The following is a 23,373-nucleotide window of genomic DNA, read 5'->3' as shown; positions in this document are numbered from 1 at the left end:
CTACCGGCCGTGCGCGTGGTACTCCGCCACCAACCCCTCGGCGCTGCGCACGGCCGCCCGGCACGCCCTGGTGGTGAACGGATCATTGAGCGGATGATCGGCCCTGCGCCGCCAGCGCTGCGCCGCCGCGAAGGCCGCCCGCGGCCCGTCGTAGGGATCGTCGGACCGCAGGCCCAGCCGGCTGGCCGCGTCGGTGCCGGACCCACCGATCACCCGGCGCAGCGACGCCATCTCGTCATCGTTCAAAGTGGTTGGCCGGGAGCGCAATTGACTCAGCAGCCGGAGCTCCTCGAAGGCGTGCGCGTCGGCCAGCAACGGGTCGATGTCGGCCAGGATCTGCCTGCTCGCGTAGATCGGGTTGACTTGCACGAACCGCCGCAGGGCCAGCAGCGCGGTGTGCGCCTTGAGCAGATCTGAGCGCTGCGCGAACTGCTGGTCGATGACATCGCGCAGGGCGATCAACCCGCTGCGTTCCAGCAGCTCGTCGGCCAAGGCCACCGAATCGCTGATCCCGGCGCGCAGCACCGCGATCGAGATCCGGATCCCGAAGATGCCGAACCGGTCCAACAGCGCGGCCCTGGTTGCGGCATCCACCGGTAAGGAGCTGTCCTCGCGGACGAACCGGTCCACGCTGAGCATCGCCTTGTTCAGTTCGGCGGGTTCGACCCCGGCCAGCTTCTCCAGTGCGACGAACTCGCTCTGCCGCAGGGTGCGTGCAGTGAGCGCCAGCAGACCCGACACCGGGACCACCGCCTGACAGATCCCCGTCTTCTCCATCTCGGCGGTGAAGCGGGTCGCGACATCGCGGGCCGACAGCATCGCATCGATGCGGCCGGCGCCGATCTCGTCGGCGCGCGACGCCACCCCGATCACCCCGAGGGCGCCCGCCGAGCCGCCGACCAGCTCGCCGATCTGTTTGAGCAGCGCGATATCGGCGGCGTTCAAGGTGCGCAGCAGGAACACCACCGCGTCCACCCGGGGCACACCGTCCTCGGGGACCAGCAGCCGCAGCGTGCGTGCCGACACATCGCGTGACAACGACGAGGTGCCGGGGGTGTCGATGATGGTGGTGTCGATCAGTTCGGCGGCCGGCCACTGCACGTCCAGGTCCTCGACGTCACCGGCGTCCAGGCCGTCGAAGCTGAACGTCAGGCACCTGTCGCGCGGATCCCGGGCGATCGGCACGTTCGAGCGCCGTCCGCCGTGATGGTTCGCCGTGACCTTCGGGGTCGGTCCGTGCCGGAACCGGGTGACCAGACGGGTGGCCTCGGTGGCGTCGGTCGGGGCGATGTCCTCCCCCACCAAGGCGTTGACCAGAGTGGACTTGCCGGCTTTGAGGGTGCCGGCCAGCGCGATCCGGATCGGCTCGTTGAGCCGGGCGCCGATCCGCCGGAGTTCGTTGTGCACGTCGGGCCGATCCCGGTACGCAGGATCGGCCTGATACGCCTGGATGGTGCCGCCGAGGATCGCGCGCACGTTGTCGCTGGTGCTCATACGGGCGTCAAGCTTATTCGGACAATTTGTCCGCGTTGTCGATGACCTGGCGCAGGATGTTGAGTTCCCGCTCGAGCTCATTGACGCGGGCGTTGCGCTCGTTCTCCTCCAGCTTGGCCGACGCCAGGGTGGCCTGCAGCGATTCGTTGAGCGAACGGGACGTCTGGTTCGCGATGCCGCGGTAGTGGTCACGGAGCTGACGCTGAATGGCGCGCAACCGGTCTCGGGATTCCTTGTTGACCACGAACGACACATCATCGATGAACCGGCGCATATTGGTCTTGGCCTCGTTGCGCACCCGCAGCATCCGGTTCTCCATGTCCTCCTTGTAGGCCTTGCGCCCCAACAGAAGTCCGGCGCCCAGTGACAGCGGGTTGAACATGCCCAGGCCCGCGAACGAGGTCAGCATGCCGAACATCAGCACACCTCCGTAGGAGCCGCGCATCCCGGTGACGACCTTGTGCCCGGCCTTGATCGGTTTGGCGGCCAACCGGGCCAGCGCGTTGAACTCGCCGAGATCGGCGCCCATCTCCCGGGCGCTGACATGCGGCGCCTCGATGGCATCGAGGCCGGCCTCGGTGAAGGTCCTGGCCACCTCGGCCGCCAGCGCCTCGGCGCGCTGGTAGGCCCAGACGAAGTTGTCGCCGACGGCGGTGGCGATGGCGTTCTCCAGCTCGGTACCGATCTCGGCCCAATGCTGGGTGGGATCGCAGGAGTCGATGACCCCTTCGGTATGGGCGGTGATGTGGCGGAACCGGTTCCGCAGATCGTGATCGATGTCGGCGGTCAGGTCGGCGATTCCGTCGTTGAGCACCTGCTGCCACAACGCGGTCTGCGTCAGCGCGTCCTGGGCTTCCTGTTTGCGCCGCTCCAGTTCGGTCGTGAGCTTCTCGCGGGTGTCGGGGTCGTTCAGCGCTTCCAGTTCGCTGCCGGCCGTCAATGCCAGATGTTCTGCGGCGGCGCGGATCTCGTTGATCACGTGGTCGCGGACCCGGTCCGTTTCGCGGGACATCACCTTGTCACTGAGGAACTTGACGAGCTCGGGGAAGTTGGATTCCTCGTTGAGTTCCTTGTCATTGAGCGTGATGGCGTGACTGCGCAGGACCGAGCTCACGGGTGTGATCGCAGCGTCGATGCCTGCGCGTTGCAGATGGTTGGTGTTGGCCGCGACGATCTCCCGCCAATGCGGGTAGAGGTCGGTCTTGGTGGCGAGAATCGAAGTCAGCGGGCAGATTTCGACGGCCTGCCGGATGAAGGTCAGTTCGGGTTCGGTGAATTCCTGGCTGGTGTCGCTGATCATCAGCAGCGCGTCCGCCTCGGGCAGCAGGCCCAGGGTCGCCGACAGATGCGGCTGACCATGGCCGCCGACGCCGGGGGTGTCGATGAAGGTCAGACCACCCTTGAGCATCGGACTGGGCACCCCGACCTCGACGCGCAATACTTCGCGGCCCTGTGCGGCCGGGGCGTAGCGCAGATCGTTGCGCAGTTCGGCCATGTCGATGGCGACGAACTCCGGCTCGCCGTCGGGCCGGGCGAGCGCCAGCCGGGCCGATGCGGTCTCGGCGTAGTAGACGACGGTGGCCAACACCGTGCTCTCGTCGTCGCCGACCCGCGCCACCGGCATGTTCAGCAGCGAGTTGAGCAGTTGGCTCTTGCCCTGCTTGAGCTGACCGGCGATGACCACCCGGATCTGCGGGTCGGAGATGCGTTCCTTGGCGATACGCAGCCGCTCCACCAGGTCGGCACGGTCGTGCCCGCCGGCGATGCGGGAGCTGTGGTCGATGAGCTCGACGATCACCGGAACTTTGCGGTCATGCGGTTGGGTCATCTCGTCCTCTCCTGATCATCAAACTCCCATGCGCGCCGATCGGCGGGGACCTTGCGGTCCCCGCCGATCAGGTGTCGATCAGAACGCGTGGAAATCGGTGTGCGGCTCGATGTTCGTGGTGTTGTGCAGGTCGGTGTCCGCGTAGGTGTTGAGGGCGCCGGCCTGGTGCACCGACTCGTCGGTCACCGTGGTGTGCACGGAGCTGTCCTCGTGGACCGAGCTGTCGGCATGCACCGAGTTGTCGATCGTGCCGAGCCCGCTCGCCGAGGTGCTCGTCGAGGTGTGGCTGGAGGTGTCCACCACGCTGGTGTTGCCGCTGCCCAGGTCGTGCCCGGCCGTGGTCTGGTTGCCGCCGACAGAGGTGGTGTTGGTGGAGCCGTGGCTGTCGTTGATCACGATGCTGCCACCGCTGGCACCGTCGCCGCCGTTGGCGTGACCGCCGCCCAGGAGGCCGCCGCCGGCGCTGGCGCCACCGCCGTTGCCGCCGCTGGTGTCGACGTCCTTGATGACGGGTCCGCTGTTGTGCGAGATGACGTCACCGCCCGCGGTCTGTGAGCTGTCGTGCACGCCGTTGCCCGTCCCGACGATCACCGGCGAGTGGCTGCCGGCCAGCACGTCGTGGACGTTGGTGTTGTCGTCGCCGATGGTGTTGTCGTGCCCGGTGGTGACGGTGCCGTCGTTGTGACCGTCGACCACCACGCCGCCGTTGGTGGCGGTGGTCGTGGTCGTGGTGGTGGTCTTGCTGCCGAACAGGGTGACGTCACCGAAGCCGAGGTTGAACGCACCCTGCTGGGCGTTGGCGCCGGCGTCCTGGTTGGGGCTCAGCAGCGGCACGTTGTTGTGGCTGGCGAAATCGGTGCTGTTGTGGCTGGCGAAGTCGGTCTGCGGCGCGAAGGTCGGCTGCGAGCTGTAGGAGGTCTGCGGCGAGAACGGCGAGGCGAAGTTGTGGTAGCTCGACACCGCGTTCTGCAGGCCGTACACCGGGTCGCCGTTGCCGAGTGCGACGCCGGCCGGGGCGACGCTGGCCGCGACGGACGCGAGCTGGGCGGCGCTGACGTTCGGCAGGCCGGCGTCCCGCATGGCCTGGTCGGGGTCGGCCACGAAGGCCGCCGCGATGTCGGGGCTGCGGAAGAGGTCGAGGATGTAGTCGATGATCGAGGTCATTGGAGTGCCTTTCTGAGTGGCTTTGTCTGTGGTCTGGCGAACTGAAGACAACGTTATGGACTGCGCGCGCCGCCGGAAACGGGGCCGAAACCCCCGCCTTCAGATCCCCCATCAGGGATATAGGGGGTGGCCCCATTAGGGGGTTAGGGGATGCTGGGGGATGGCTGTGTCCCGGCACTAAAAAGCCCGCCCACCTTGCAGGTGAGCGGGCTTTTCGGGGGTTCTCAGTCGAAGATGTCGAACCCTGCGTCGTCGAGCGGCGCGTGGTGAGCGCCGTCGGCGCCCTGGTCCCAGCGCGAGTCCATCCCGGTGTCGACGACCGGGACATCGTCGATGGGGTGCAGCTCCCCGGCAAAGGTGGGAACGTCCACCGAATAGTCGTCGAGGACGGTCGGGACACTGTGCTCGACGCCGCCGGGCAGGTCGCTCAGGGCGGAATGCAGGTCGTCGGTCACCACCACCGGCACGTGATCGCTCACCTCGCCGAAGTCGCCGAAGGCATCGAAGGCCGCCGTGGCTGCGCCACTGGCCCAGACGTTGTCGCCGCCGTCAAGGCCGGCGACCGATCCCAGATCGGTGACGCCGGACGGCTCGGGCGACGAGAGTGACTCGCTGACCACCGGGATCAGGTGATCGACGTCCGCGGTGGTCACGTCGGACAGGTGGGCGTCGGCGATCGCCTGGTGGGGATCAGCGGCGTACCGGGCGGCGGCATCGGGGTCACGCACCAGCGACATCACGAAGTCCAAGAGTTCGTTCGCCATCGTGTCACCGTCCTTTCTGTGGGTTGGCTTCGATGCTATCGGCGCACGTAGACCCACAAATCGGYGCCGAACCCACCTTCCGGACCGCCCCAATAGGGGATGCCCCGTTAGGGGTTTCGACACGTTAGGGGGATTGCGGCCGAGCGGTCCCGGCTACCACTAAGGTGAGGGCGTCACGCTGTCGACAGGAGATCACATGGGCGACTCGCTCGGGTTGTCGATCGGGACAACCAATCTGGTGGCGGCCCGCGAAGGCCGACCACCGGTCGTGCGGCGCGCGGTGCTGACTCTGTTCGACGACCGCGCCCCCGAGGTCGGTGTGCCGGGCGAGAACCCCAATCTGACGCAGCCCGGTCTGGTGCTCGGTGGATTCGTCGACCGGGTGGGCGACCCCGTTCCCCTGGTTGCCTCCGACGGCTCGTCGCACCGCGGCGATCAGGTGCTCGCCGAGGCGCTGGACGCGATGGCCCATTCCGTCGGCGGTGGCCGGCCCATCACCATCGCCGCGCCTGCGCATTGGAGCCCGGCCGCGGTGTCCGCGCTGCAGGTCGCTTTGCGCGCCAAACCCGGCCTGTCGTCGGCGACCCTCGTGCCGGATTCGGTCGCGGCGCTGGCCGGTCTGCGCAGCGGGCCCGGGTTGCCCGCGCAGGGCGTCATCGCCCTGATCGACCTGGGCGGCAGCGGCACCAGCATCACGCTCGCCGACGCGGGTGCCGATCTGGCACCCATCGGCACCACGCAGCGCTATCCCGATTTCTCCGGCGACCAGATCGATCAGGCGCTGCTCAACCATGTCATCGCCGGGATCGCCGAGGCCAACAACGCCGACCCGGGCAGCACGGCGGCGGTGGGTTCGCTCGGCAGGCTTCGTGATGAGTGCCGGCGCGCCAAGGAACGGCTGTCCGCCGACACCGCGACGGTGGTACAGGCCGAACTGCCCGGCTTCAACTCCGGTATCCGCGTCACCCGCCCCGAGCTGGACCAGCTGATCGAGGGCCCCCTGGGCGGGCTGCTCACTGCCGTCGGCGAAGTGTTGCAGCACAACGGCATTCCGGTTTCCAGCGTGTCGGCCATCGCCACCGTCGGTGGGGGCGCGGCCATTCCGCTGGTGACGCAGCGGCTGTCGGAGCGGTTGCAGGCACCGGTCATCACCACCCCCTTTGCACAGGTGAATACGGCCGTCGGCGCGGCGCTGGTGGCCGGCCTGGCCTCCGATGCCGCAGCCGCAACGGGTTTGGCCCCGGCCGCCGAAGCCGACCCTGCGGCCACCGGACTGGCCCCGACGATGGGCTGGGCGGGAGAGTCTCCAGCCGCACCGCCGACCACAGCAGCCCCCGGGCTGGCATGGTCGGAGGACAACCCCGCTCCGGCAGGCGAGCCGATGCCTTACGAGGGCCCGGACTACGACACCGGTTTCAGCAGTGCCCGGCCCGAAGTGGCTTTCACCCCGCAGGACGACGAGCTGCCGGAAGAGGCGGCGGCGCTGCCTTGGTACAAGCGCCCACCGCTGCTCTTCGGGGCGGCGGCCGCGGCGGTGCTCCTCGCGGGGGGTGGCCTTGCCGTCACGCTGACCGGCACCAGTGGTCCCGGCGGCACCGTGATCGAGACGGCGACCAGCTTCTCCACCAAGCCCGGGGAGAGCACCGCGGCCCCGCAGACGACCGAGACGGTCACCGTCACCGGTTCCGACGGCATCATCACCACGTCCGAGGTCCCCCCTCCGCCGCCGCCGGAGACCACCACGACGACGACACCGTCGACCACCAGTTCGACGACGACCACCACGACAACAACGACGACCACCACGACAACGACCACCACAACCACCACGACGCCGCCGACCACGACGACGACGACCCAGCCCCCGACGACCACCACGACGAAGCCGCCGACCACGACGCAGCCCCCGACGACCACCAAGCCGCCGGACCCGGTCACGACGACGGCCCAAGCGGCGGTCACGGAGAAGCCGCAGCCGACGCAGGCACCGCAGACGACGGTCCCCGTCTCCGGCGGCGAATAGCGCTCGCCCATGGCAGGCCTGGGCGAGGGGACACGATCGGGCGACGCGCTCGCTGCCCTGATCGACGCGCCCACCGAGCCGGCCAAGGTGCTGGTCTGCGGAGGTATCGGCACGGGTAAGACAACCCTGGTGAGCGCGGCGCGCACCGCGCTGCGGAGCGCGGGCCGTTCGGTACTGTCGTCGGTCCTAGACGACTCTGAAATCAGCAGTGCCGCAATCGTTATCGACGATGCACAGCTACTCGACGACGCCGCCCTGGGCCGGCTCACCGCGCTGGTCGCGCGACCGGAGCTCACCGTGGTGGTGGCCGCTGAACCGCTGGCCCACCGCCCTCCGCTGAACGCCCTGTTCACCGCGCTGGCCCGGGAGAATCCCGTGGTCACCCTCGGCGTGCTTACACCGTCCGAATTCGCCGGCATCCCAGCCGATTTCGCCCGCACCGTGCAGGCGGCCACCTCCGGACTGCCGTTCCTGCTGGGCCCGGCCGCGCAGGCGATCGCGACGCCCGACGGCGAATCCGCGGCTGCCGTCATCGGCACCGCCACCCGGGTGGCATTGGTGGAGCGGTTGCACCGCCTGGACCGCGCGGCGCTGGACACCCTGTTGCTTTGTTCGCTCAGCCCGGGTCTGGGCGCCGACGATATCGCCGCGGCACTGCGCATCGACGGGGACGGCGCACAGGATCTGATGGACCGGGTCCGCGCCACCGGTCTCATCGACCCGGCCCACCGCCGGCCGTTCCTCGGCATCCTGCACCGCGCAGTCGCCGAGATCCTCGGGACCGCCCGCCACCACGACACCGAGCTCGCACTGCTGCGATCTCAGGATCACATCGGCACGCTGTCAACGGATCTCGCACTTCGGATGGCCGAGCATGGGTTGCGCGACGCGCAGCTGGCCGACGCCCTGATCACCCTGGCGACGCGGCACCGCGCCCAACCGGCGCGCGCCGCGCGGCTGTACCGGGCGGCCGCCGACGCCGGTGCCGGCCCCCGCGCGCACAGCGCCGGGCTGGCCGATGCGCTGGCCATGACGGGCGACTGCGCGACGGCGGCGCAGCTCGCCGACGACCTGCTCGGCTCGGCCGACTCCGCCGAGCGAGCGGCTGCGGTCCGGATCTCGGCGAGCATCGCCCTTCATGACGGCGCCGCACGGCAGGCCGCCGACCTGTTCGGTTGGCTCGGGCCCTACCCCGATGCGTTCGTCGGGTCCGCCGCGGCGATCGTGGCCATCGGGACAGGTGACGCGGCGGGCGCCCGGGCGGCGCTGGCGGTCAAGGACGCCGGGCCGCCCACCTCGACGGCCCGGGCGGCCCGCAGCCTGGCCGACGGTCTGTTGCAGACCCTGGATCAGCCGTTCGGCGCCGCGATCGGTCGACTGAGCCAATCGATCTCCGCCGAGCGCACCGATGCCGGCGTCGCGCCCGACAGCCCCGCCGCGCTGGTTACCCTGGCCGCGCTCCACGGGGGTGACGCGGTCCGGGCGCGCAGCATCATCGGTCGTGCGGTCGGCGCCGACTCGGCCGAGGACCATGGCTTCACCGCCGCGCGGCACCGACTGCTGCTGGGCTGGGTGCGCATGCAGGACGGACAACTGAGCGCGGCGGGCGCGGACGCAGCGGCGGTGCCGGAATCGCTGCATCGCCGGGACGCCCTGTGGGCGGCGGCGCTGCGCACGGCCATCGCGCGCCGGGGCGGCGACGGTGGCGCGACGCAGAAGCACTGGTACGCGGCCATGGATGTGCTGGCCGAGTACTCCCTGGACATCTACTGCACCCTGCCGCTGGGCGAACTGTGGGTCGCCGCGGCCCGACTGCGCCAGCTCGATCGGGTGCAGCATCACCTCGACGAGGCCTTCGCGCTGCTGAGTGCCCTCGGTGCGCCGACGCTGTGGTCGGTGCCGCTGCACTGGGCGGGGGTGCACGCCGGCATCCTGACCAATGCGCCGGAAGCGGTGGCACCGCACGGGCAGGCGCTGGCCGCCGCGGCCGGGGACAGCCCGTTCGCGCGCAGCCTGGCGACCGCGGGCCGGAGTTGGTTGCGGGTGCTGGCCCATCAGGTCGATCCGGACGAGGTGACGGCCGCGGCGCGGGGGCTGACGCGCTTCGGTCTGACCTGGGACGCCACCCGTCTGGCCAGCCAGGCGGCATTGCACACCCCGGACGGCAAGGTGTCGGGCGCCATGTTGCAACTGGCCCGGGACCTCAAGTCCGACATCCTCACCTCTGACACCGCCGAAAACGACGCGCCCAAGGCGACACCGGCGGCGACCGAGCCGGCGTCGTCGATGCCGACCTGGACCCGCCTGTCCGACCGGGAACGGGAGGTCGCCGAGCTGGTCCTGCAGGGCATGCCCTATCGCGATATCGGCAATCAGCTGCTGATCTCCGCCAAGACCGTCGAGCATCACGTCGCGCGGATCCGCCGCCGGTTGGGCGCCGAATCGCGGTCGGAGATGCTGTCCATGTTGCGGGCGCTGGTGGGTTCCCCGGCCTGAGCCAGCCGGGTGATGTGACTGTGGCGACCACCACATCTCGGTTTGCCGAAGTCCGGCCGGCCGCGTCGTTACACAGCCATCGCCCAGTGTCAGCAAGTCTTTTCCGGTACCGGCGGATCGGCTTCCGCGGGGTGACAAATGGTGAGTTAGGTCAGCCTTGCTAGCGGTGCTTCCCGGCCGGATGCAACTATGAGCAGGCATCTAGCCTAAGTTACTGGCGAGTAACACACCTTAAGTTACCGGCGGGTAACTTAAATTACGGGAGGCGCGCGGTGGAAGACAGCCTGGAGCACATGCTCACGACTGGCCGGTTGATCCTTGGTTTGTTGATGACCGCGATCGTTTTGGTGTTCGCCGCCAAGCGGGTGCTGTGGCTGGTCAAGCTGATCAACTCGGGGCAGAAGCTCGGTGACGAGCGCGGCCGCAAGGATGATCTGCTCAAGCGCTTCCTGAACCAGAACAAGGAAGTCTTCGCCCAGTCGAAGCTCCTGAAATGGTCGATCCCCGGCATCGCGCACTTCTTCACCATGTGGGGCTTCTTCGTCCTCGGATCGGTGTACGTCGAGGCCTACGGCGTGCTGTTCGACCCCGAATTCCACATCCCGATCGTCGGCCGCTGGGCCATCCTGGGCTTCCTGCAGGACTTCTTCGCCCTCGCCGTGCTGGCCGGCATCATCGTCTTCGCGATCATCCGCGTCACCCGTGAGCCCAAGAAGCTCGGTCGCGAGTCGCGTTTCTACGGATCGCACACCGGTGGCGCGTGGGAGATCCTGTTCATGATCTTCCTGGTCATCCTGACCTACGCCATCTTCCGCGGCGCCGCGGTCAACGTGCTCGGTGAGGACTTCCCGTACCAGTTCGGCGCGTTCTTCTCCGACGGCATGGCCGCGCTGCTGGCCCCGCTCGGCCACACCGCCAACGCCTGGATCGAGACCATCGCCCTGATGGGTCACATCGGCGTCATGCTGGTGTTCCTGCTGATCGTGCTGCACTCCAAGCACCTGCACATCGGTCTCGCCCCGATCAACGTCACCTTCAAGCGGCTGCCCGACGGCCTGGGCCCGCTGCTGCCCATGGAGTACGAGGGCGAGAAGATCGACTTCGATGATCCCGCCGAGGACGCGGTGTTCGGCCGCGGCAAGATCGAGGACTTCACCTGGAAGGGCTACCTCGACTTCACCACGTGTACCGAGTGTGGCCGCTGCCAGTCGCAGTGCCCGGCCTGGAACACCGGTAAGCCGTTGTCTCCCAAGCTCGTGATCATGAACCTTCGTGACCACATGTTCGCGAAGGCGCCGTACCTGATCGAGGGCAAGACGATGCCCGAGGAGGGCTCGGTCGATTTCGCCTCCTTGGAGCACCATGACAACGGGCATCACGTCCCGGAGTCCGGCTACGAGCGCATCGAGGGCCACGGCGCGGATCAGGCCCTGCGACCGCTGGTCGGCACCCTGGAGCAGGGTGGCGTCATCGATCCCGACGTGCTGTGGTCGTGCACCAACTGCGGTGCCTGCGTCGAGCAGTGCCCCGTCGACATCGAGCACATCGACCACATCGTCGACATGCGCCGCTACCAGGTCATGGTCGAGTCCGAGTTCCCCGGCGAGCTCGGCGTGCTGTTCAAGAACCTGGAGAACAAGGGCAACCCCTGGGGCCAGAACGCCAAGGAACGGACCAACTGGATCGACGAGGTCGAATTCGACGTCCCGGTCTACGGCCAGGACGTGGACTCCTTCGAGGGCTTCGAGTACCTGTTCTGGGTCGGCTGCGCCGGCGCCTACGAAGACCGCGCCAAGAAGACCACCAAGGCCGTCGCCGAGCTGCTCTCCACCGCCGGGGTCAAGTTCCTGGTGCTGGGCACCGGCGAGACCTGCACCGGTGACTCCGCCCGCCGCGCCGGCAACGAGTTCCTGTTCCAGCAGTTGGCGGCGCAGAACGTCGAGACCATCAACGAGCTGTTCGAAGGGGTCGAGACGTCCAACCGCAAGGTCGTCGTCACCTGCCCGCACTGCTACAACACGATCAACCGCGAGTACCCGCAGCTCGGCTCGGATTACACCGTGGTGCACCACACCCAGTTGCTGAACCGCCTGGTCCGGGACAAGAAGCTGATCCCGGTGACCTCGGTGGATCAGGAAGTCACGTATCACGATCCGTGCTTCCTGGGCCGGCACAACAAGGAGTACGAGGCCCCGCGTGAGCTGGTCGGCGCCGCCGGCGCGAAGCTCACCGAGATGCCCCGGCACGCCGATCGCGGTCTGTGCTGTGGCGCCGGTGGCGCCCGGATGTGGATGGAAGAGCACATCGGGAAGCGCGTCAACACCGAGCGCACCGAGGAGGCCATCGACACGGGTGCCTCGGCGATCGCCACCGGTTGCCCGTTCTGCCGCGTGATGATCACCGATGGTGTCGACGACGTCGCCGCCACCCGGGACATCGAAAAGGTCGAGGTTCTCGACGTCGCGCAGCTGCTGCTGAACTCGCTGGACACCAGCCTCTACACGCTGCCGGAGAAGGGCACGGCCGCAGCGGCATCCGCGGCTCGTGCCGAGGCCCGTGCCGCCGCCGAGGCCGAAGCCGAAGCTGCCGCACCGGTCGTGGAAGAGGTCGAGGAAACGGAAGCCGCGCCGGCGGAAGCCGCCGACGCCAAGCCGGTCACCGGCCTGGGCATGGCCGGCGGGGCCAAGCGTCCCGGCGCCAAGGCGGCCGCACCGGCTGCTGAGGCCGCGGCTCCTGCTGCCCCGGCCAAGGGGCTGGGGATGGCCGGTGGCGCCAAGCGACCCGGTGCCAAGAAGGCCGCACCCGCCGCTGCCGAGGCGGCTCCGGCCGCCGAGGCCGCCGCTCCTGCCGCTCCCGTCAAGGGCCTGGGCATGGCCGGTGGCGCCAAGCGACCCGGTGCCAAGAAGGCCGCACCCGCGGCCGCCGAAGCTGCTCCGGCCGCCGAAACCACTGAACCGGCCGCACCCGCGGCTCCGGTGAAGGGCCTGGGCATGGCGTCGGGCGCCAAGCGTCCCGGCGCGAAGAAGGCCGCACCCGCCGCCGCGGCGCCCACTCCGGCCGCTGCCCCCGAGCAGCCGGTGGCCGAAGCGCCTGCTGCACCGGCTGAGCCCGCCAAGCCGGAGCCTCCCGTCGTCGGCCTCGGCATCGCTTCGGGCGCCCGCAGGCCCGGTGCCAAGAAGGCGGCCCCGGCCGCCGCTCCGGCCGCTCCTGCGCCGGCGGCGGAGGCCCCGGCCGCTGAAGAGCCCGCCGCCGAGCCCGAGCCGGTCGCCGAAGCCCCCGCGGCTGCGTCGTCCAATGGTTCGGACAGTGGCGCCGACCGCGTGGTGGGCGACGAGGCTCCCGTGAAGGGTCTCGGCATCGCCAAGGGTGCCCGCCGTCCCGGCAAGCGCTAAATCTCAGCGATTTGTGCACGTTTCGTAACGCCTGGCGTTACGAAACGTGCACAAATCGCGGCTAAACCTGACGTAATTGGAACGGCGTAGCGCTCATGATTCCGCCCGGGCAGGCGCCATTGGAATCCGCGGAAATGACCCCGCCGAGCGTCGCCGGATCAATCGTCATGGAAACGACAGCCGGCTGATAGCTGCCGTCCTCGCAAATGTAGCCATCGGGTTTGGTGACCGAGAAACTCCAGCGGCCGTCGGCAAATAGCATCGGGCTGGTCCAGCCCTGGTTGCTCGCGACGGTCCCGGTACAACCGGTCAGACCGCAGGTGCTGGCGATGGTCCAGACGTTCCCCACATCGCCGCCTGCGTAGGTGCCGTTGAGTAACGGCGGATCGGCATGAGCCGACGCAGCAAATCCGAGCGACGCCACAGCGGCAATGCCGAATGCGGTGCCCAACAAACGTGTCATCGACGTCATAGTGATTCAGGAACCTAACACCGTGTCCCCAGAAAACAGTGGATGCGCACCGCCGAATATCGACGTCGACGTCAAACCGCAACCTTCATCCGGAAAATCGGTTTGCGGACGCATGGGAGAATTAGCCGCGTGAGTAGCAATCAGTTGTCGTGGCAGAACACCGGCCAGAACCCGCGGCCGCGTACGTTCGCGCAGTCCACCAAACTGCAGGACGTCCTCTACGAGATCCGCGGGCCGGTACACGAGCACGCCTCACGGCTGGAGGCCGAAGGCCACCGCATCCTCAAACTCAACATCGGCAACCCGGCGCCGTTCGGCTTCGAGGCACCCGACGTGATCATGCGCGACATGATCCAGGCCCTGCCCAATGCCCAGGGCTACTCCGACTCCAAGGGCATTCCCAGTGCGCGGCGTGCGGTGTTCACCCGCTACGAACTGGTCGACGGCTTCCCCAAGTTCGACGTCGACGACGTCTTCCTGGGCAATGGTGTCTCCGAGCTCATCACCATGACGCTGCAGGCGCTCCTCGACAACGGCGATCAGGTGCTCATCCCGGCGCCGGACTACCCGCTGTGGACAGCGTCGACCTCGCTGGCCGGTGGCACCCCGGTGCACTATCTGTGCGACGAGACCCAGGGCTGGAATCCCGACATCGCCGACATGGAATCGAAGATCACCGATCGCACCAAGGCGATCGTCGTGATCAACCCGAACAACCCCACCGGTGCGGTGTACACCCGCGAAACCCTCACCCAGATAGCCGATCTCGCGCGTAAGCACCAGTTGCTGCTGCTGGCCGACGAGATCTACGACAAGATCCTCTACGACGACGCCAAGCACATCGCCATGGCATCCATTGCGCCCGACCTGCTCTGCCTGACGTTCAACGGCTTGTCCAAGGCGTATCGGGTGGCCGGGTACCGCTCGGGCTGGTTGGTCATCACCGGCCCCAAGGAACACGCCACCAGTTTCATCGAGGGCATCAGCCTGCTGGCGAATATGCGCTTGTGCCCGAATGTGCCTGCGCAGCATGCCATTCAGGTGGCCCTCGGCGGTCATCAGAGCATCGACGACCTGGTGCTGCCCGGCGGCCGCCTGCTCGAGCAACGCGACGTCGCCTGGACCAAGCTCAACGAGATCCCCGGGGTGTCGTGCGTCAAACCGGACGGAGCGCTGTACGCGTTCCCGCGGCTGGATCCCGAGGTGTACGACATCCACGACGACGAACAACTGGTGCTCGATCTGCTGCTGCAGGAGAAGATCCTGATCACCCAGGGCACCGGATTCAACTGGCCCACACCGGATCACCTGCGCATAGTCACGCTGCCGTGGGCCCGCGACCTGTCCAGGGCCATCGAGCGGCTGGGTAACTTCCTGGTCAGCTACCGGCAGTAAGGGCTCAGCCCGACCGCCTACCCTTGGGCAGGTGACCCACTCGCACGGACATTCCCACTCGCTGGACGGCCCCTCACCACTGGGTCCGATGTCCGCGCGGATCGTGGTCGGCCTGCTGGTGGTCATCGGCATCGCCACCGTCATCGGGGCGGCGTGGTTGTGGCCGAGCCAGCAGGAAGTCGACATCCCGCTGCCGTTCCAGAACTCGTCCGGCGGCGCGGTCACCACCGAGTCCGGCCAGGTGCTGTCCACCGGCATGGCCAACTGTGGCAGTCCCTCCACCGGTGCCGTCCTCACCGGCAGCCCGCAGGACGCCCCCGATGGCGGCGGCCAGTGCGTGCACTCGCTGGTGTCCATCGGATCGGGGCCGAACGCCGGCGCGAACACGCTGCTCGAGTTCAGCGGCGGACCCGGGCAACCACAGCTCGCCGCCGGCGATCACGTCCGGCTCAGCCGCGTCGTCGACGGCGCCGGCTCGACCACCTACGCCTTCTTCGATTTCGAGCGCACCTGGGCGCTGGTCGGTCTGGCGGCCGCGTTCGCCATCGTGGTGGTCGCGGTCGCGCGCTGGCGCGGGTTGCGCGCCATGGTCGGCATCGTCGTGGCGTTCGCCGTGCTGGTGGTGTTCCTGCTGCCCGCCCTGCGCGACGGCGCCCCGGCCGTGCCCGTCGCCCTGGTCGCGTCCTCGGCCATTCTGTATGCCGTCATCTATCTGGCGCACGGTGTCAGCCTGCGCACCAGTGCGGCGCTGCTGGGCACCTTGACCGCACTTCTGCTGGCGGCGGTGTTGTCGTGGGGTGCAATCGAACTGGCTCAATTGACGGGGCTTTCGGAGGACCAGAACAACGAGGTCGCGGCATACCTGGGACACGTGTCGATCACCGGCCTGCTGCTCGCCGGGTTCGTCATCGGCTCACTCGGTGTGCTCAATGACGTCACCGTCACGCAGGCGTCGACGGCCTTCGAACTGGCCGAGCACGCGACGTCGCGGCGGGCCATCTTCGCCGGCGCCATGCGGGTGGGCCGCGACCACATCGCCAGCACCGTCTACACCCTGGTGCTGGCCTACGCCGGCAGCGCGCTGCCCCTGCTGCTGCTGTTCAGCGTCGCCAACCGGTCGCTGGGCGATGTACTGACCAGTGAGAGCGTGGCCATCGAGATCGCGCGGTCGGCGGTGGGCGGCATCGCGCTGGCGCTGTCCGTGCCGCTGACGACGGCGATCGCGGCGGTGCTGGCAACCCCGGGTCCGGCGGCGCCCACGGTCGGCCGCCATACCGAATGACGGTCCGCCCCCAGGCTGCGTAGGTACAGTTGGCCCACGATCCGAACGCCAGGGGGTGGGCGTGGCTTTGCCGGACGATCGCACCGTGTTCAGCGCGGTAGTCGTCACCGCGTTCGTGGCTGTGTGCGCGGTGGTGCTGCTGCGTGTCCACATTCCGATACCGGGCTGGCTGGCCGCGGCGATCATCGTCGCCGCGTCGGCCGTCTTCGTGCGCGCGCTGGCGGCACGCATCACCAAACGCCCCGTGCCACCGGGCGGGCTTGCCGCCGCCGGTGCTCCCCTGATGCTGCTGTCCCTGGTCGATCACCGCGTGGCCGCTGTGGTGGTCACCCTCGTGCTTCTCGCGTTGTGCACCTGCCTCGGGGTGACGCCGAATTCCCCAGCGCCCGAAGGTCTGGTCGACGACGACGCAGGGGAACCGTTGCAGCGCTGGATGTCCCGAACCGAGGCATTCGTGCACTGGTCCGGCACGACACGATCTGACTGGGATCGCCGGGTACGCCCGGTTCTCGCCCGCCACTTCGAGGTGGCCACCAAGGCCAATCAACGCCGCACCTCCGATCCGGCGGCATTCAAGGCCAGCGGACTGATGTTGTTCGGCGACTTGTGGCAATGGGTCGATCCGGACAACGTCGTCCGGGGAGGCTCCCCGAAACAGGGCCCCGGCCGTCACACCTTGGAAGAGATCCTCGAACGCCTGGAGCAGGTATGACCTTGAAGACCACGACGACCGCTGCGCGGTGTGCGGCAGTTCTCGACGAGATCGAGGGCGTCGTCGTCGGCAAACGGATCGCGCTCACGCTCATCCTCACCGCCATCTTGGCCCGCGGGCACATCCTCATCGAGGATCTGCCGGGCCTGGGCAAGACGCTCATCGCCCGGTCTTTCGCGTCCGCACTGGGTTTGGACTTCAAACGGGTGCAGTTCACGCCGGACCTACTGCCGGCGGATCTACTCGGCTCGACGATCTACGACATGCAGTCGGGACGTTTCGACTTCCGCGCCGGGCCGATCTTCACGCACCTGCTGCTGGCTGACGAGATCAATCGCACTCCCCCGAAAACCCAAGCGGCGCTGCTTGAGGCGATGGCCGAAAGCCAGGTCAGCATCGACGGTCACACCTACCCGCTCCCGTCGCCGTTCATGGTGTTGGCCACCGACAACCCGATCGAATACGAAGGCACGTACCCACTGCCCGAGGCTCAGCTCGACCGCTTCACCATCTGCCTTGAGCTGCAATATCTTTCGCCCGGCGACGAGGTCGCGATGCTGCGCCGGCGGCTGGACCGCGGATCGGCGCCGCCCACGGTCAAGCCCGTCATCACCGCAGACGAGCTCGTGGCCATGCGGGAATCCGTCGAGCAGGTGGATGTGCACGAGGATGTCCTGCGCTACGTCGTGTCGCTGGCGGCGGCCAGTCGGGCCCATCCGCAGGTCGCCGTCGGTGCCAGCCCCCGGGCCGAATTGGATCTGGTGCAACTGGCACGTGCACGGGCGCTCCTGCAGGGACGCGAACAGGTGTTGATCGATGACGTGCAGGCCCTCGCAGTGGCGGCCATCGCCCACCGCATCACGTTGAAAGCAGAAATGTGGGTCCGGCAGGTGCGCCCGTCGCATGTCGTCGAGGAGTTGCTGCGCCGGGTCCCGGCACCCGACGGCCGGTGACCCGATGGACGAGCCCACCGAGACACGTCGCACCGGCGCCGAATTCAGCTGGGGCGCAGCACCTCTGACGATCATCCTGGCTGTCTGCAGCGTGCTCGCCGTCAGCCTCGGCCTTGCCTTGTCTCGATGGGAGCCGATCGCCCTGGCAATACCGGCGGCGGCGGCGCTCGCCCTGGCCGGTTGGCGTTTCTCCGCCCCACCGGTGCAGGTCTGCGTAGACGCCGAATCCGGCGGCTTCTTCGAAGGTGAGCGAATCCGGCTGACGGTGTGGACCGAATCGGGCTCGACCGGCGCCGTCCAACTGACTGTATCGGCGGTCGCCGGGATGGATGTGCACGTCGTCGAGGAGGAGCCGGACCGTCTGGTCGTGGAATGCACCGCCCAGCGCTGGGGCCGCTACCCCGTGCTGGCCCATCTGCGGACCCGCGCACGCGGCGGCCTGTTGGCCGGCAGCGCGACACTCCATGCAGTCGAGTTGTACGTCTTCCCGGTGGCACCCGCGCGGTCGACGGCCATCCCCCGCACCGAACTACCCGACCGCCTGGGATCTCACGTCGGGCGCCGAGTGGGTTCGGGCGCCGAGTACGCCGACATTCGTGCCTACATGCCCGGAGATCCGCTGCGCGCGGTGAACTGGCCGGTGAGCGCCCGCCGCCGCGCCTTGCACATCACCCAGCGGCTGGGCGAGCAATCCGCCGACGTGGTCGTCGTCATCGACACCTATCCGCAGCCACCCGGCCCGGCGACCGAGGCGACGGAACGTACCGTCCGCGGGGCCATGCAGGTGGTGCAAACCGCGCTCAGAAGGGGAGACCGGGCCGGCATCGTCGCGCTCGGTGGTCGGCAGCCACGATGGTTGCAGCCCGACAGTGGGCGCCGGCAGTTCTATCGGGTGCTCGACGCGACGCTGGGCGCCGGTTCGGGGTTCCACTCGTCGGTCGGTTCGTTGGCGCCACGGCCGGCGGTGCCGCCAGGCGCCATCGTCATCGGCTTCTCGACGCTGCTGAACACGCACTTCGCATTGGCACTTGTCGACTTGCGCAAGCATGGGCACGCCGTCGTCGCCGTCGATGTTCTGCGCGGCTCACCCGCCGCCGACGAACTGGATCCGCTGGTTACCCGAATATGGTCACTGGAGCGGTCTTTCATGTACCGCGACATGCGGACCATCGGTGTCGAGGTCGTCCCCTGGCATGAGGGGAGCACTCTCGATGAAGCGATGCAGCTGATTCCGAATCGGCATTCGGCACGACTGCCGCGCTGACCGTCAGACCAGATCGTCTTCCGACAGCTCCGTCGCCGCGAGCGCCTCATCCAGGCTGGCGTGCCGGAACACCGACGTGATGTGGTCGTGCACCACCCGGAACGCCGAGCCGAAGGTGTCGGCGTCCGCGCCGTCATCACCGGTCACGGTCTGCTCGGCCACCACGACCCCGTCGTGCACGTACATCCGGCCCACGGTCACCGTGTCGCCCAGGCCCTGCGCCCAGTCCCGCAATGCGGTGCGGCCCTGCGCGGCGCCGTCGCCGTCGCCGAACTCGATGTCGTCGCTGCACAACTGGTCCAGCGTGCCGAACTCCCGGGCGTTCAGGGCGTCATGCCAGGCGAGGACCGTGGCGATCTCCGAAGTACTCATACAGCCAACCTTAGAACGGCGTGTTGGCCAGCCAGTCATCCCATACGGCGGTGTCACCGAGGAGTTCGACACCGTCGGCGCGGCGGCGGGTGATGGCCAGCAGCAGGTTGCGCGCCGGCCCCCGGACCGCGACGTCGCCTTTGGCGTGGGCGTGCGACCACGCCAGGCCGTCTTCGTCGTTGACCACCAGCCACTCCCCCGTCGGACCCAGCCCGTCGTCGGTGGCGTGCAGGTGCAGCCGTTGCCCGGGCGCGAGCCCGAGCCCGGTCGCGGTGGCCAGCTCGATCCACTCGCTGACCCCGTCCGCCGCCAGCTCCGCGGACAGCGCGTATTCCTTGCCGAGGGCAAGATCGGCGTCGGCGCGGTGGACGGTCAGTTCGTGCAGGCGGCGGCGCACCCACCAGCCGGCCGGGCGCGGTCCGATGAAGGTCCACACCCGCTGCGGGCCCACGTGGTCGACGGCGTCGAGAACCAGCTGTGCCCCCGCGTTCAGCCAGTCGACGGCGGCGTCGGGGTCCTCGGGCGGTTTACCGTCACGGACATCACGCGGGTCCAGCCCCTCGCTCAGCCGGTCGCTGATTATCTGTGCGCACCAACGGTTTCCACGCCCGACATGACGGAACAGCTGGTTCAGCGTCCAGTCCGGGCAGGTGGGTACGGGCGTCGACGGATCCGCCTGACGGATCACGTGGCCGAAGATCTTGGTCTGCTCGAGCAGGGCGGCCCGGAAGTCCACGCTTATGACCGTAGCGCGGGACGGGCTTCACCGAGGGCGATCGGCAGGGTCGCCCACCCGCGCAGTACCCGGGTGTCGCGCCGGACTCCGGTGCCGGCCAGCCGGGCGTCGGGATAGCGCGCGAAGAACGTCTGCAAGCCCACCTCACCCTCGGCGCGCGCGAGTGCGGCGCCCAGGCAGAAGTGCCTCCCACCGGAGAACGACAGATGCCGCCCGGCGTTCTCCCGTTCGATGTCGAAGCGATGCGGATCGGGGAACACCTCGGGGTCCCGGTTGGCGCCGGCCAGATGAATGATGATCAGCTCGCCGCGCCGCACCGCCGTGCCGGCCAGCTCGACATCGCGACCGGCGAGCCGCGCGCTCATCTGCACCGGCGAATCGAGGCGCAGGATCTCCTCGACGGCATTCGGCCACAACTCGGGCCGCGCGGCCAGGGTGTCCAGATGTTCGGGGTGATCGAGCAGCATCCGGATGCCGTTGCCCAGCAGGTTCACGGTGGTCTCGAAACCGGCAGCCAGCACCAGTCCGGCCAGGGCCTTGAGTTCGCGTTCGGTCAGCGGCTCGCCGGCCGCACCGCCGTCGGACGCCGCGATGATCTGGCTCAGCAGATCCTCACCGGGGTTGCGGCGCAACTCCTGCAGGTGCCCACCCAGCCAGGCGTCGAACCCGGCGATGCCCTCGTCGACCTGTTGGGACTGCGCCCAGGTCAAGCCGATGTCGAGACTGGGCGCGGCCAGCTCGCCGAACCGCAGGATGTTGGGCCGGTCCGGCTCGGGAACGCCGAGGATGTCACCGATGACGGCGACGGGCAGCTGGGCGCAGTACCGGTCGACCACGTTGATCGTGTCGCCGCCGAGTTCATCGAGCAGTTGATCGGCACGCTCCTGCACCCGCTCACGCAGCCGCGCGACGGCGCGGGTGGTGAACACCGACGAGACGAGCTTGCGCATCCGGGTGTGTTCGGGCGGTTCGATGGACAGCAGCGACGGCGGCTCGATGGGGTGCAGCAGGTCATCGGAGGTGTGCTCGACGATCCAGCGCAGCGGCTTGGGCAGGTTGATGCCCAGCGAGCTGACCCGCCAATCCTCGGAGCGCAGCACCTCGTGCGCGACGCCGTGGTCGAACGTCAGCAGAACCGCTCGCCCCCGGACCACCCGCCCCAGTGCACGCATCTCATCGGCGAAGGCACCCGGATCGGAGCGGGCCCGCGGGTCGGCGATCAGTCGCCCCTGAGGATCACCCCGCCGCGCCGCCACCGCGGAGAGCCCGCGTACCACCCCGTGCAGAGCCAGCCAACGAATCCGTTGCCGCATGGGTGCGAGCTTACGACGGTCAGTGCGGAGCGCAGAAGATCAGGAAGCAGGGACCGCTCTTCTTGGGACCGTCGTCGCCGCGGTCACCTCGGCCGTTCCCGTTTCCATTTCCGTTCCCATTGCCGTTTCCGTAGCCGCCCTGGTTACCCGAACCCGGATAGCCGCCGTTGGAATTGCCGGGGTACTGGCCCGGGTACCCGCCGTTGTTCCCCGGGTTGCCGGAACCGGGGTAACCACCGTTGGAGCTGCCGGGGTACTGGCCCGGGTAGCCGCCGTTGGACCCGCCCGGGTACTGGCCGGGGTAACCGCCCGGGTACTGGTTCGGGTAGTCGTCGGGGTCGGGGTACTGCTGCCGTTTGGGGGGATCCCACGGCATGCGGATCACCGGATGCGGCCACTGGACCGCCGGCGGGGGTACCTCGACGGGCGGCGCGACCACCGGCACCGGGACGGGTGCCGGCGCCTCGGGCACGGGCGGCGGGGCCGCAGGTGCCGGTGCCTGCTCGACGTAGACCTGGCGCGGTTGCGGCACCTGCTGCACGACCTGGATCGGAGCCTTGATCGTCTCGGCCGGCGGGGCCGGCGGCGGCGCCGCCGGTTGCACCGGGGCGGCCTCGGGCACCGGTTTCGGTGCGACGGCCGGGGCGCTGGGCGCCACCGCGTTCTGAGCGGGTGACGGACGCTGATCGGCGGTGGGCCGGATGCTCACTGCCAACGAAACCGCAAGCGCCACAACGCCCACGACGAAGATGGAGGTCAACGCACTACCGACGAGGAGGAAGGGTTTGCGGCCTTCTTCGACGGGAGCCGGCGTCTCCGCGAATGCGGCGTCGACGTCGTCGGCGAACAACGGAACGTCCGCCGACGGCATGGCCATCTGGGTGTCCGCGGCGGCCATGGCGGCGTACGCCGATCCGGCGGTCGGGCCGTCGGGATCCTGGGAGTACGCCAGCCCGACGGTCGATGCTTCGAAGGTGGGGGCATTCGCAGCGGCCAGAGCGGCACCGCGGGCCAATGCCAGTTCGGATTCCTCCGGCGCGCTGACCGGGATGTCGACGAGATGCTCGAGGTGGTCCTTCACCGAGGACACGTCGACTCCGGAGCCGACGACGAACATGCCCTGCGGGGCGGATTCCCTGCCGGCGACCGCGGCGGCCATCTCGGCCAGCACGGCCATGGCATCGGTGCTGTGCAGGCTGCGGGTGAGGACCTTGACGACGGAACCGTCGTCCCCGTTGACCACCGACAGCGTGGCGGAGTCGCGGTCCAGGAAGAGCAGTGCGGTCGATTGATAACCGACCGCGCCACCCGCGGCCTTGGCCAAGGCACTGGCGGCGTGCAGTTCGGAGACCAGCATGACGTCGGTGATGCCGTGCGCGGCCAGCGCATCCCGCAGGACGGCGGCTTCGGTGTGGTCGGTCCACGTGACGCCGACATGGGCGAGATGGTGGCCGCCTGCCTCGGCGCTCTCCTGGGTTCCGAGCACCGCCTGGACCACTTGATCGGCCGCGCTGGGAGTTGCTGAGTCACTCGATGTCGACACCGGGAAGACGTCATGATCGACGGTGGCTCCGTCGGCCTTGTCACCCTCTACCAGCACCATACGCACCGTTGTAGGTGTCAGAGACACACCTAATACGATGTCCACTTAACCCCTCCAAAATATTTGCTGCGCTATCCAGGTCGCCGCGCCTGACCCCTGCGGCACAGAGC

General features: G+C 68.6%; 17 protein-coding genes. 8 read left to right on the top strand and 9 right to left on the bottom strand.

Going from position 1 to position 23,373, the window contains the following annotated elements; genetic code table 11:
- The 4 genes from AC1DY7_RS26435 to AC1DY7_RS26420 form a co-directional block, all read right to left on the bottom strand.
- Positions 1-1,494, bottom strand: a complete 1,494-nt coding sequence (locus AC1DY7_RS26435; protein WP_477496708.1) for a dynamin family protein — start codon at positions 1,492-1,494, stop codon at positions 1-3.
- A gap of 13 nt (positions 1,495-1,507) precedes the next feature.
- Positions 1,508-3,322: a dynamin family protein gene (locus AC1DY7_RS26430; protein WP_477496707.1), complete on the bottom strand. Its 1,815-nt coding sequence runs from the start codon at positions 3,320-3,322 to the stop codon at positions 1,508-1,510.
- A 78-nt stretch (positions 3,323-3,400) separates the two neighbouring features.
- Positions 3,401-4,486 carry an IniB N-terminal domain-containing protein gene (locus AC1DY7_RS26425; RefSeq protein ID WP_477496706.1) on the bottom strand — a complete coding sequence of 362 codons (1,086 nt, stop codon included), beginning with the start codon at positions 4,484-4,486 and terminating at the stop codon, positions 3,401-3,403.
- 224 nt (positions 4,487-4,710) lie between these two features.
- A complete protein-coding gene (locus tag AC1DY7_RS26420) occupies positions 4,711-5,250 on the bottom strand; it encodes an Rv0340 family IniB-related protein (RefSeq protein WP_477496705.1) in 540 nt (179 codons plus the stop codon).
- Between the two features lie 196 nt (positions 5,251-5,446).
- On the opposite strand from AC1DY7_RS26420, the gene AC1DY7_RS26415 reads away from it, so the two are divergent.
- The 3 genes from AC1DY7_RS26415 (at position 5,447) to AC1DY7_RS26405 (ending at position 13,161) form a co-directional block, all read left to right on the top strand.
- Positions 5,447-7,273 carry an Hsp70 family protein gene (locus AC1DY7_RS26415; RefSeq protein ID WP_477496704.1) on the top strand — a complete coding sequence of 609 codons (1,827 nt, stop codon included), beginning with the start codon at positions 5,447-5,449 and terminating at the stop codon, positions 7,271-7,273.
- Between the two features lie 9 nt (positions 7,274-7,282).
- Entirely contained in the window at positions 7,283-9,769 is a 2,487-nt protein-coding gene (gene iniR / locus AC1DY7_RS26410; protein ID WP_477496703.1) for an isoniazid response ATPase/transcriptional regulator IniR, read from the top strand.
- A 293-nt stretch (positions 9,770-10,062) separates the two neighbouring features.
- The gene (locus AC1DY7_RS26405; protein ID WP_477496702.1) at positions 10,063-13,161 is read left to right on the top strand and encodes a (Fe-S)-binding protein; all 3,099 of its coding nucleotides are present in this window, start codon (positions 10,063-10,065) and stop codon (positions 13,159-13,161) included.
- A gap of 61 nt (positions 13,162-13,222) precedes the next feature.
- Here the strand turns inward: AC1DY7_RS26405 and AC1DY7_RS26400 are convergent, their stop codons facing one another.
- Positions 13,223-13,624, bottom strand: coding sequence for a hypothetical protein (locus AC1DY7_RS26400; RefSeq protein WP_477496701.1), 402 nt, complete (start codon positions 13,622-13,624; stop codon positions 13,223-13,225).
- A gap of 111 nt (positions 13,625-13,735) precedes the next feature.
- On the opposite strand from AC1DY7_RS26400, the gene AC1DY7_RS26395 reads away from it, so the two are divergent.
- The 5 genes from AC1DY7_RS26395 (at position 13,736) to AC1DY7_RS26375 (ending at position 19,239) form a co-directional block, all read left to right on the top strand.
- Entirely contained in the window at positions 13,736-15,028 is a 1,293-nt protein-coding gene (locus tag AC1DY7_RS26395) for a pyridoxal phosphate-dependent aminotransferase (RefSeq protein ID WP_477496700.1), read from the top strand.
- Positions 15,029-15,059: 31 nt separating this feature from the next.
- Positions 15,060-16,310: a YibE/F family protein gene (locus tag AC1DY7_RS26390; RefSeq protein WP_477496699.1), complete on the top strand. Its 1,251-nt coding sequence runs from the start codon at positions 15,060-15,062 to the stop codon at positions 16,308-16,310.
- A 61-nt stretch (positions 16,311-16,371) separates the two neighbouring features.
- The gene (locus AC1DY7_RS26385) at positions 16,372-17,022 is read left to right on the top strand and encodes a hypothetical protein (RefSeq protein WP_477496698.1); all 651 of its coding nucleotides are present in this window, start codon (positions 16,372-16,374) and stop codon (positions 17,020-17,022) included.
- Positions 17,019-17,975, top strand: a complete 957-nt coding sequence (locus tag AC1DY7_RS26380) for an AAA family ATPase (RefSeq protein WP_477496697.1) — start codon at positions 17,019-17,021, stop codon at positions 17,973-17,975. The genes AC1DY7_RS26385 and AC1DY7_RS26380 overlap by 4 nt, the downstream gene beginning before the upstream one ends.
- A 4-nt stretch (positions 17,976-17,979) precedes the next feature.
- Complete coding sequence (locus AC1DY7_RS26375; protein WP_477496696.1) at positions 17,980-19,239, top strand: DUF58 domain-containing protein; 1,260 nt, start codon at positions 17,980-17,982, stop codon at positions 19,237-19,239.
- A 3-nt stretch (positions 19,240-19,242) separates the two neighbouring features.
- On the opposite strand, the gene AC1DY7_RS26370 is transcribed toward AC1DY7_RS26375, so the two are convergent.
- From AC1DY7_RS26370 to AC1DY7_RS26355, 4 genes are read right to left on the bottom strand one after another with little or no spacing between them, the layout of a single operon-like run.
- Complete coding sequence (locus tag AC1DY7_RS26370; protein WP_477496695.1) at positions 19,243-19,611, bottom strand: nuclear transport factor 2 family protein; 369 nt, start codon at positions 19,609-19,611, stop codon at positions 19,243-19,245.
- Between the two features lie 10 nt (positions 19,612-19,621).
- Positions 19,622-20,347, bottom strand: coding sequence for a maleylpyruvate isomerase family mycothiol-dependent enzyme (locus AC1DY7_RS26365; RefSeq protein ID WP_477496694.1), 726 nt, complete (start codon positions 20,345-20,347; stop codon positions 19,622-19,624).
- Positions 20,348-20,349: 2 nt separating this feature from the next.
- A complete protein-coding gene (locus tag AC1DY7_RS26360; protein ID WP_477496693.1) occupies positions 20,350-21,660 on the bottom strand; it encodes a cytochrome P450 in 1,311 nt (436 codons plus the stop codon).
- Positions 21,661-21,679: 19 nt separating this feature from the next.
- The gene (locus AC1DY7_RS26355; protein ID WP_477496692.1) at positions 21,680-23,308 is read right to left on the bottom strand and encodes a DUF7159 family protein; all 1,629 of its coding nucleotides are present in this window, start codon (positions 23,306-23,308) and stop codon (positions 21,680-21,682) included.
- Positions 23,309-23,373 lie beyond the last annotated feature (65 nt).

It is taken from the genome of Mycobacterium sp. P2_H7 (assembly GCF_056403275.1).
This window is presented reverse-complemented; position numbering and strand designations above follow the sequence as displayed.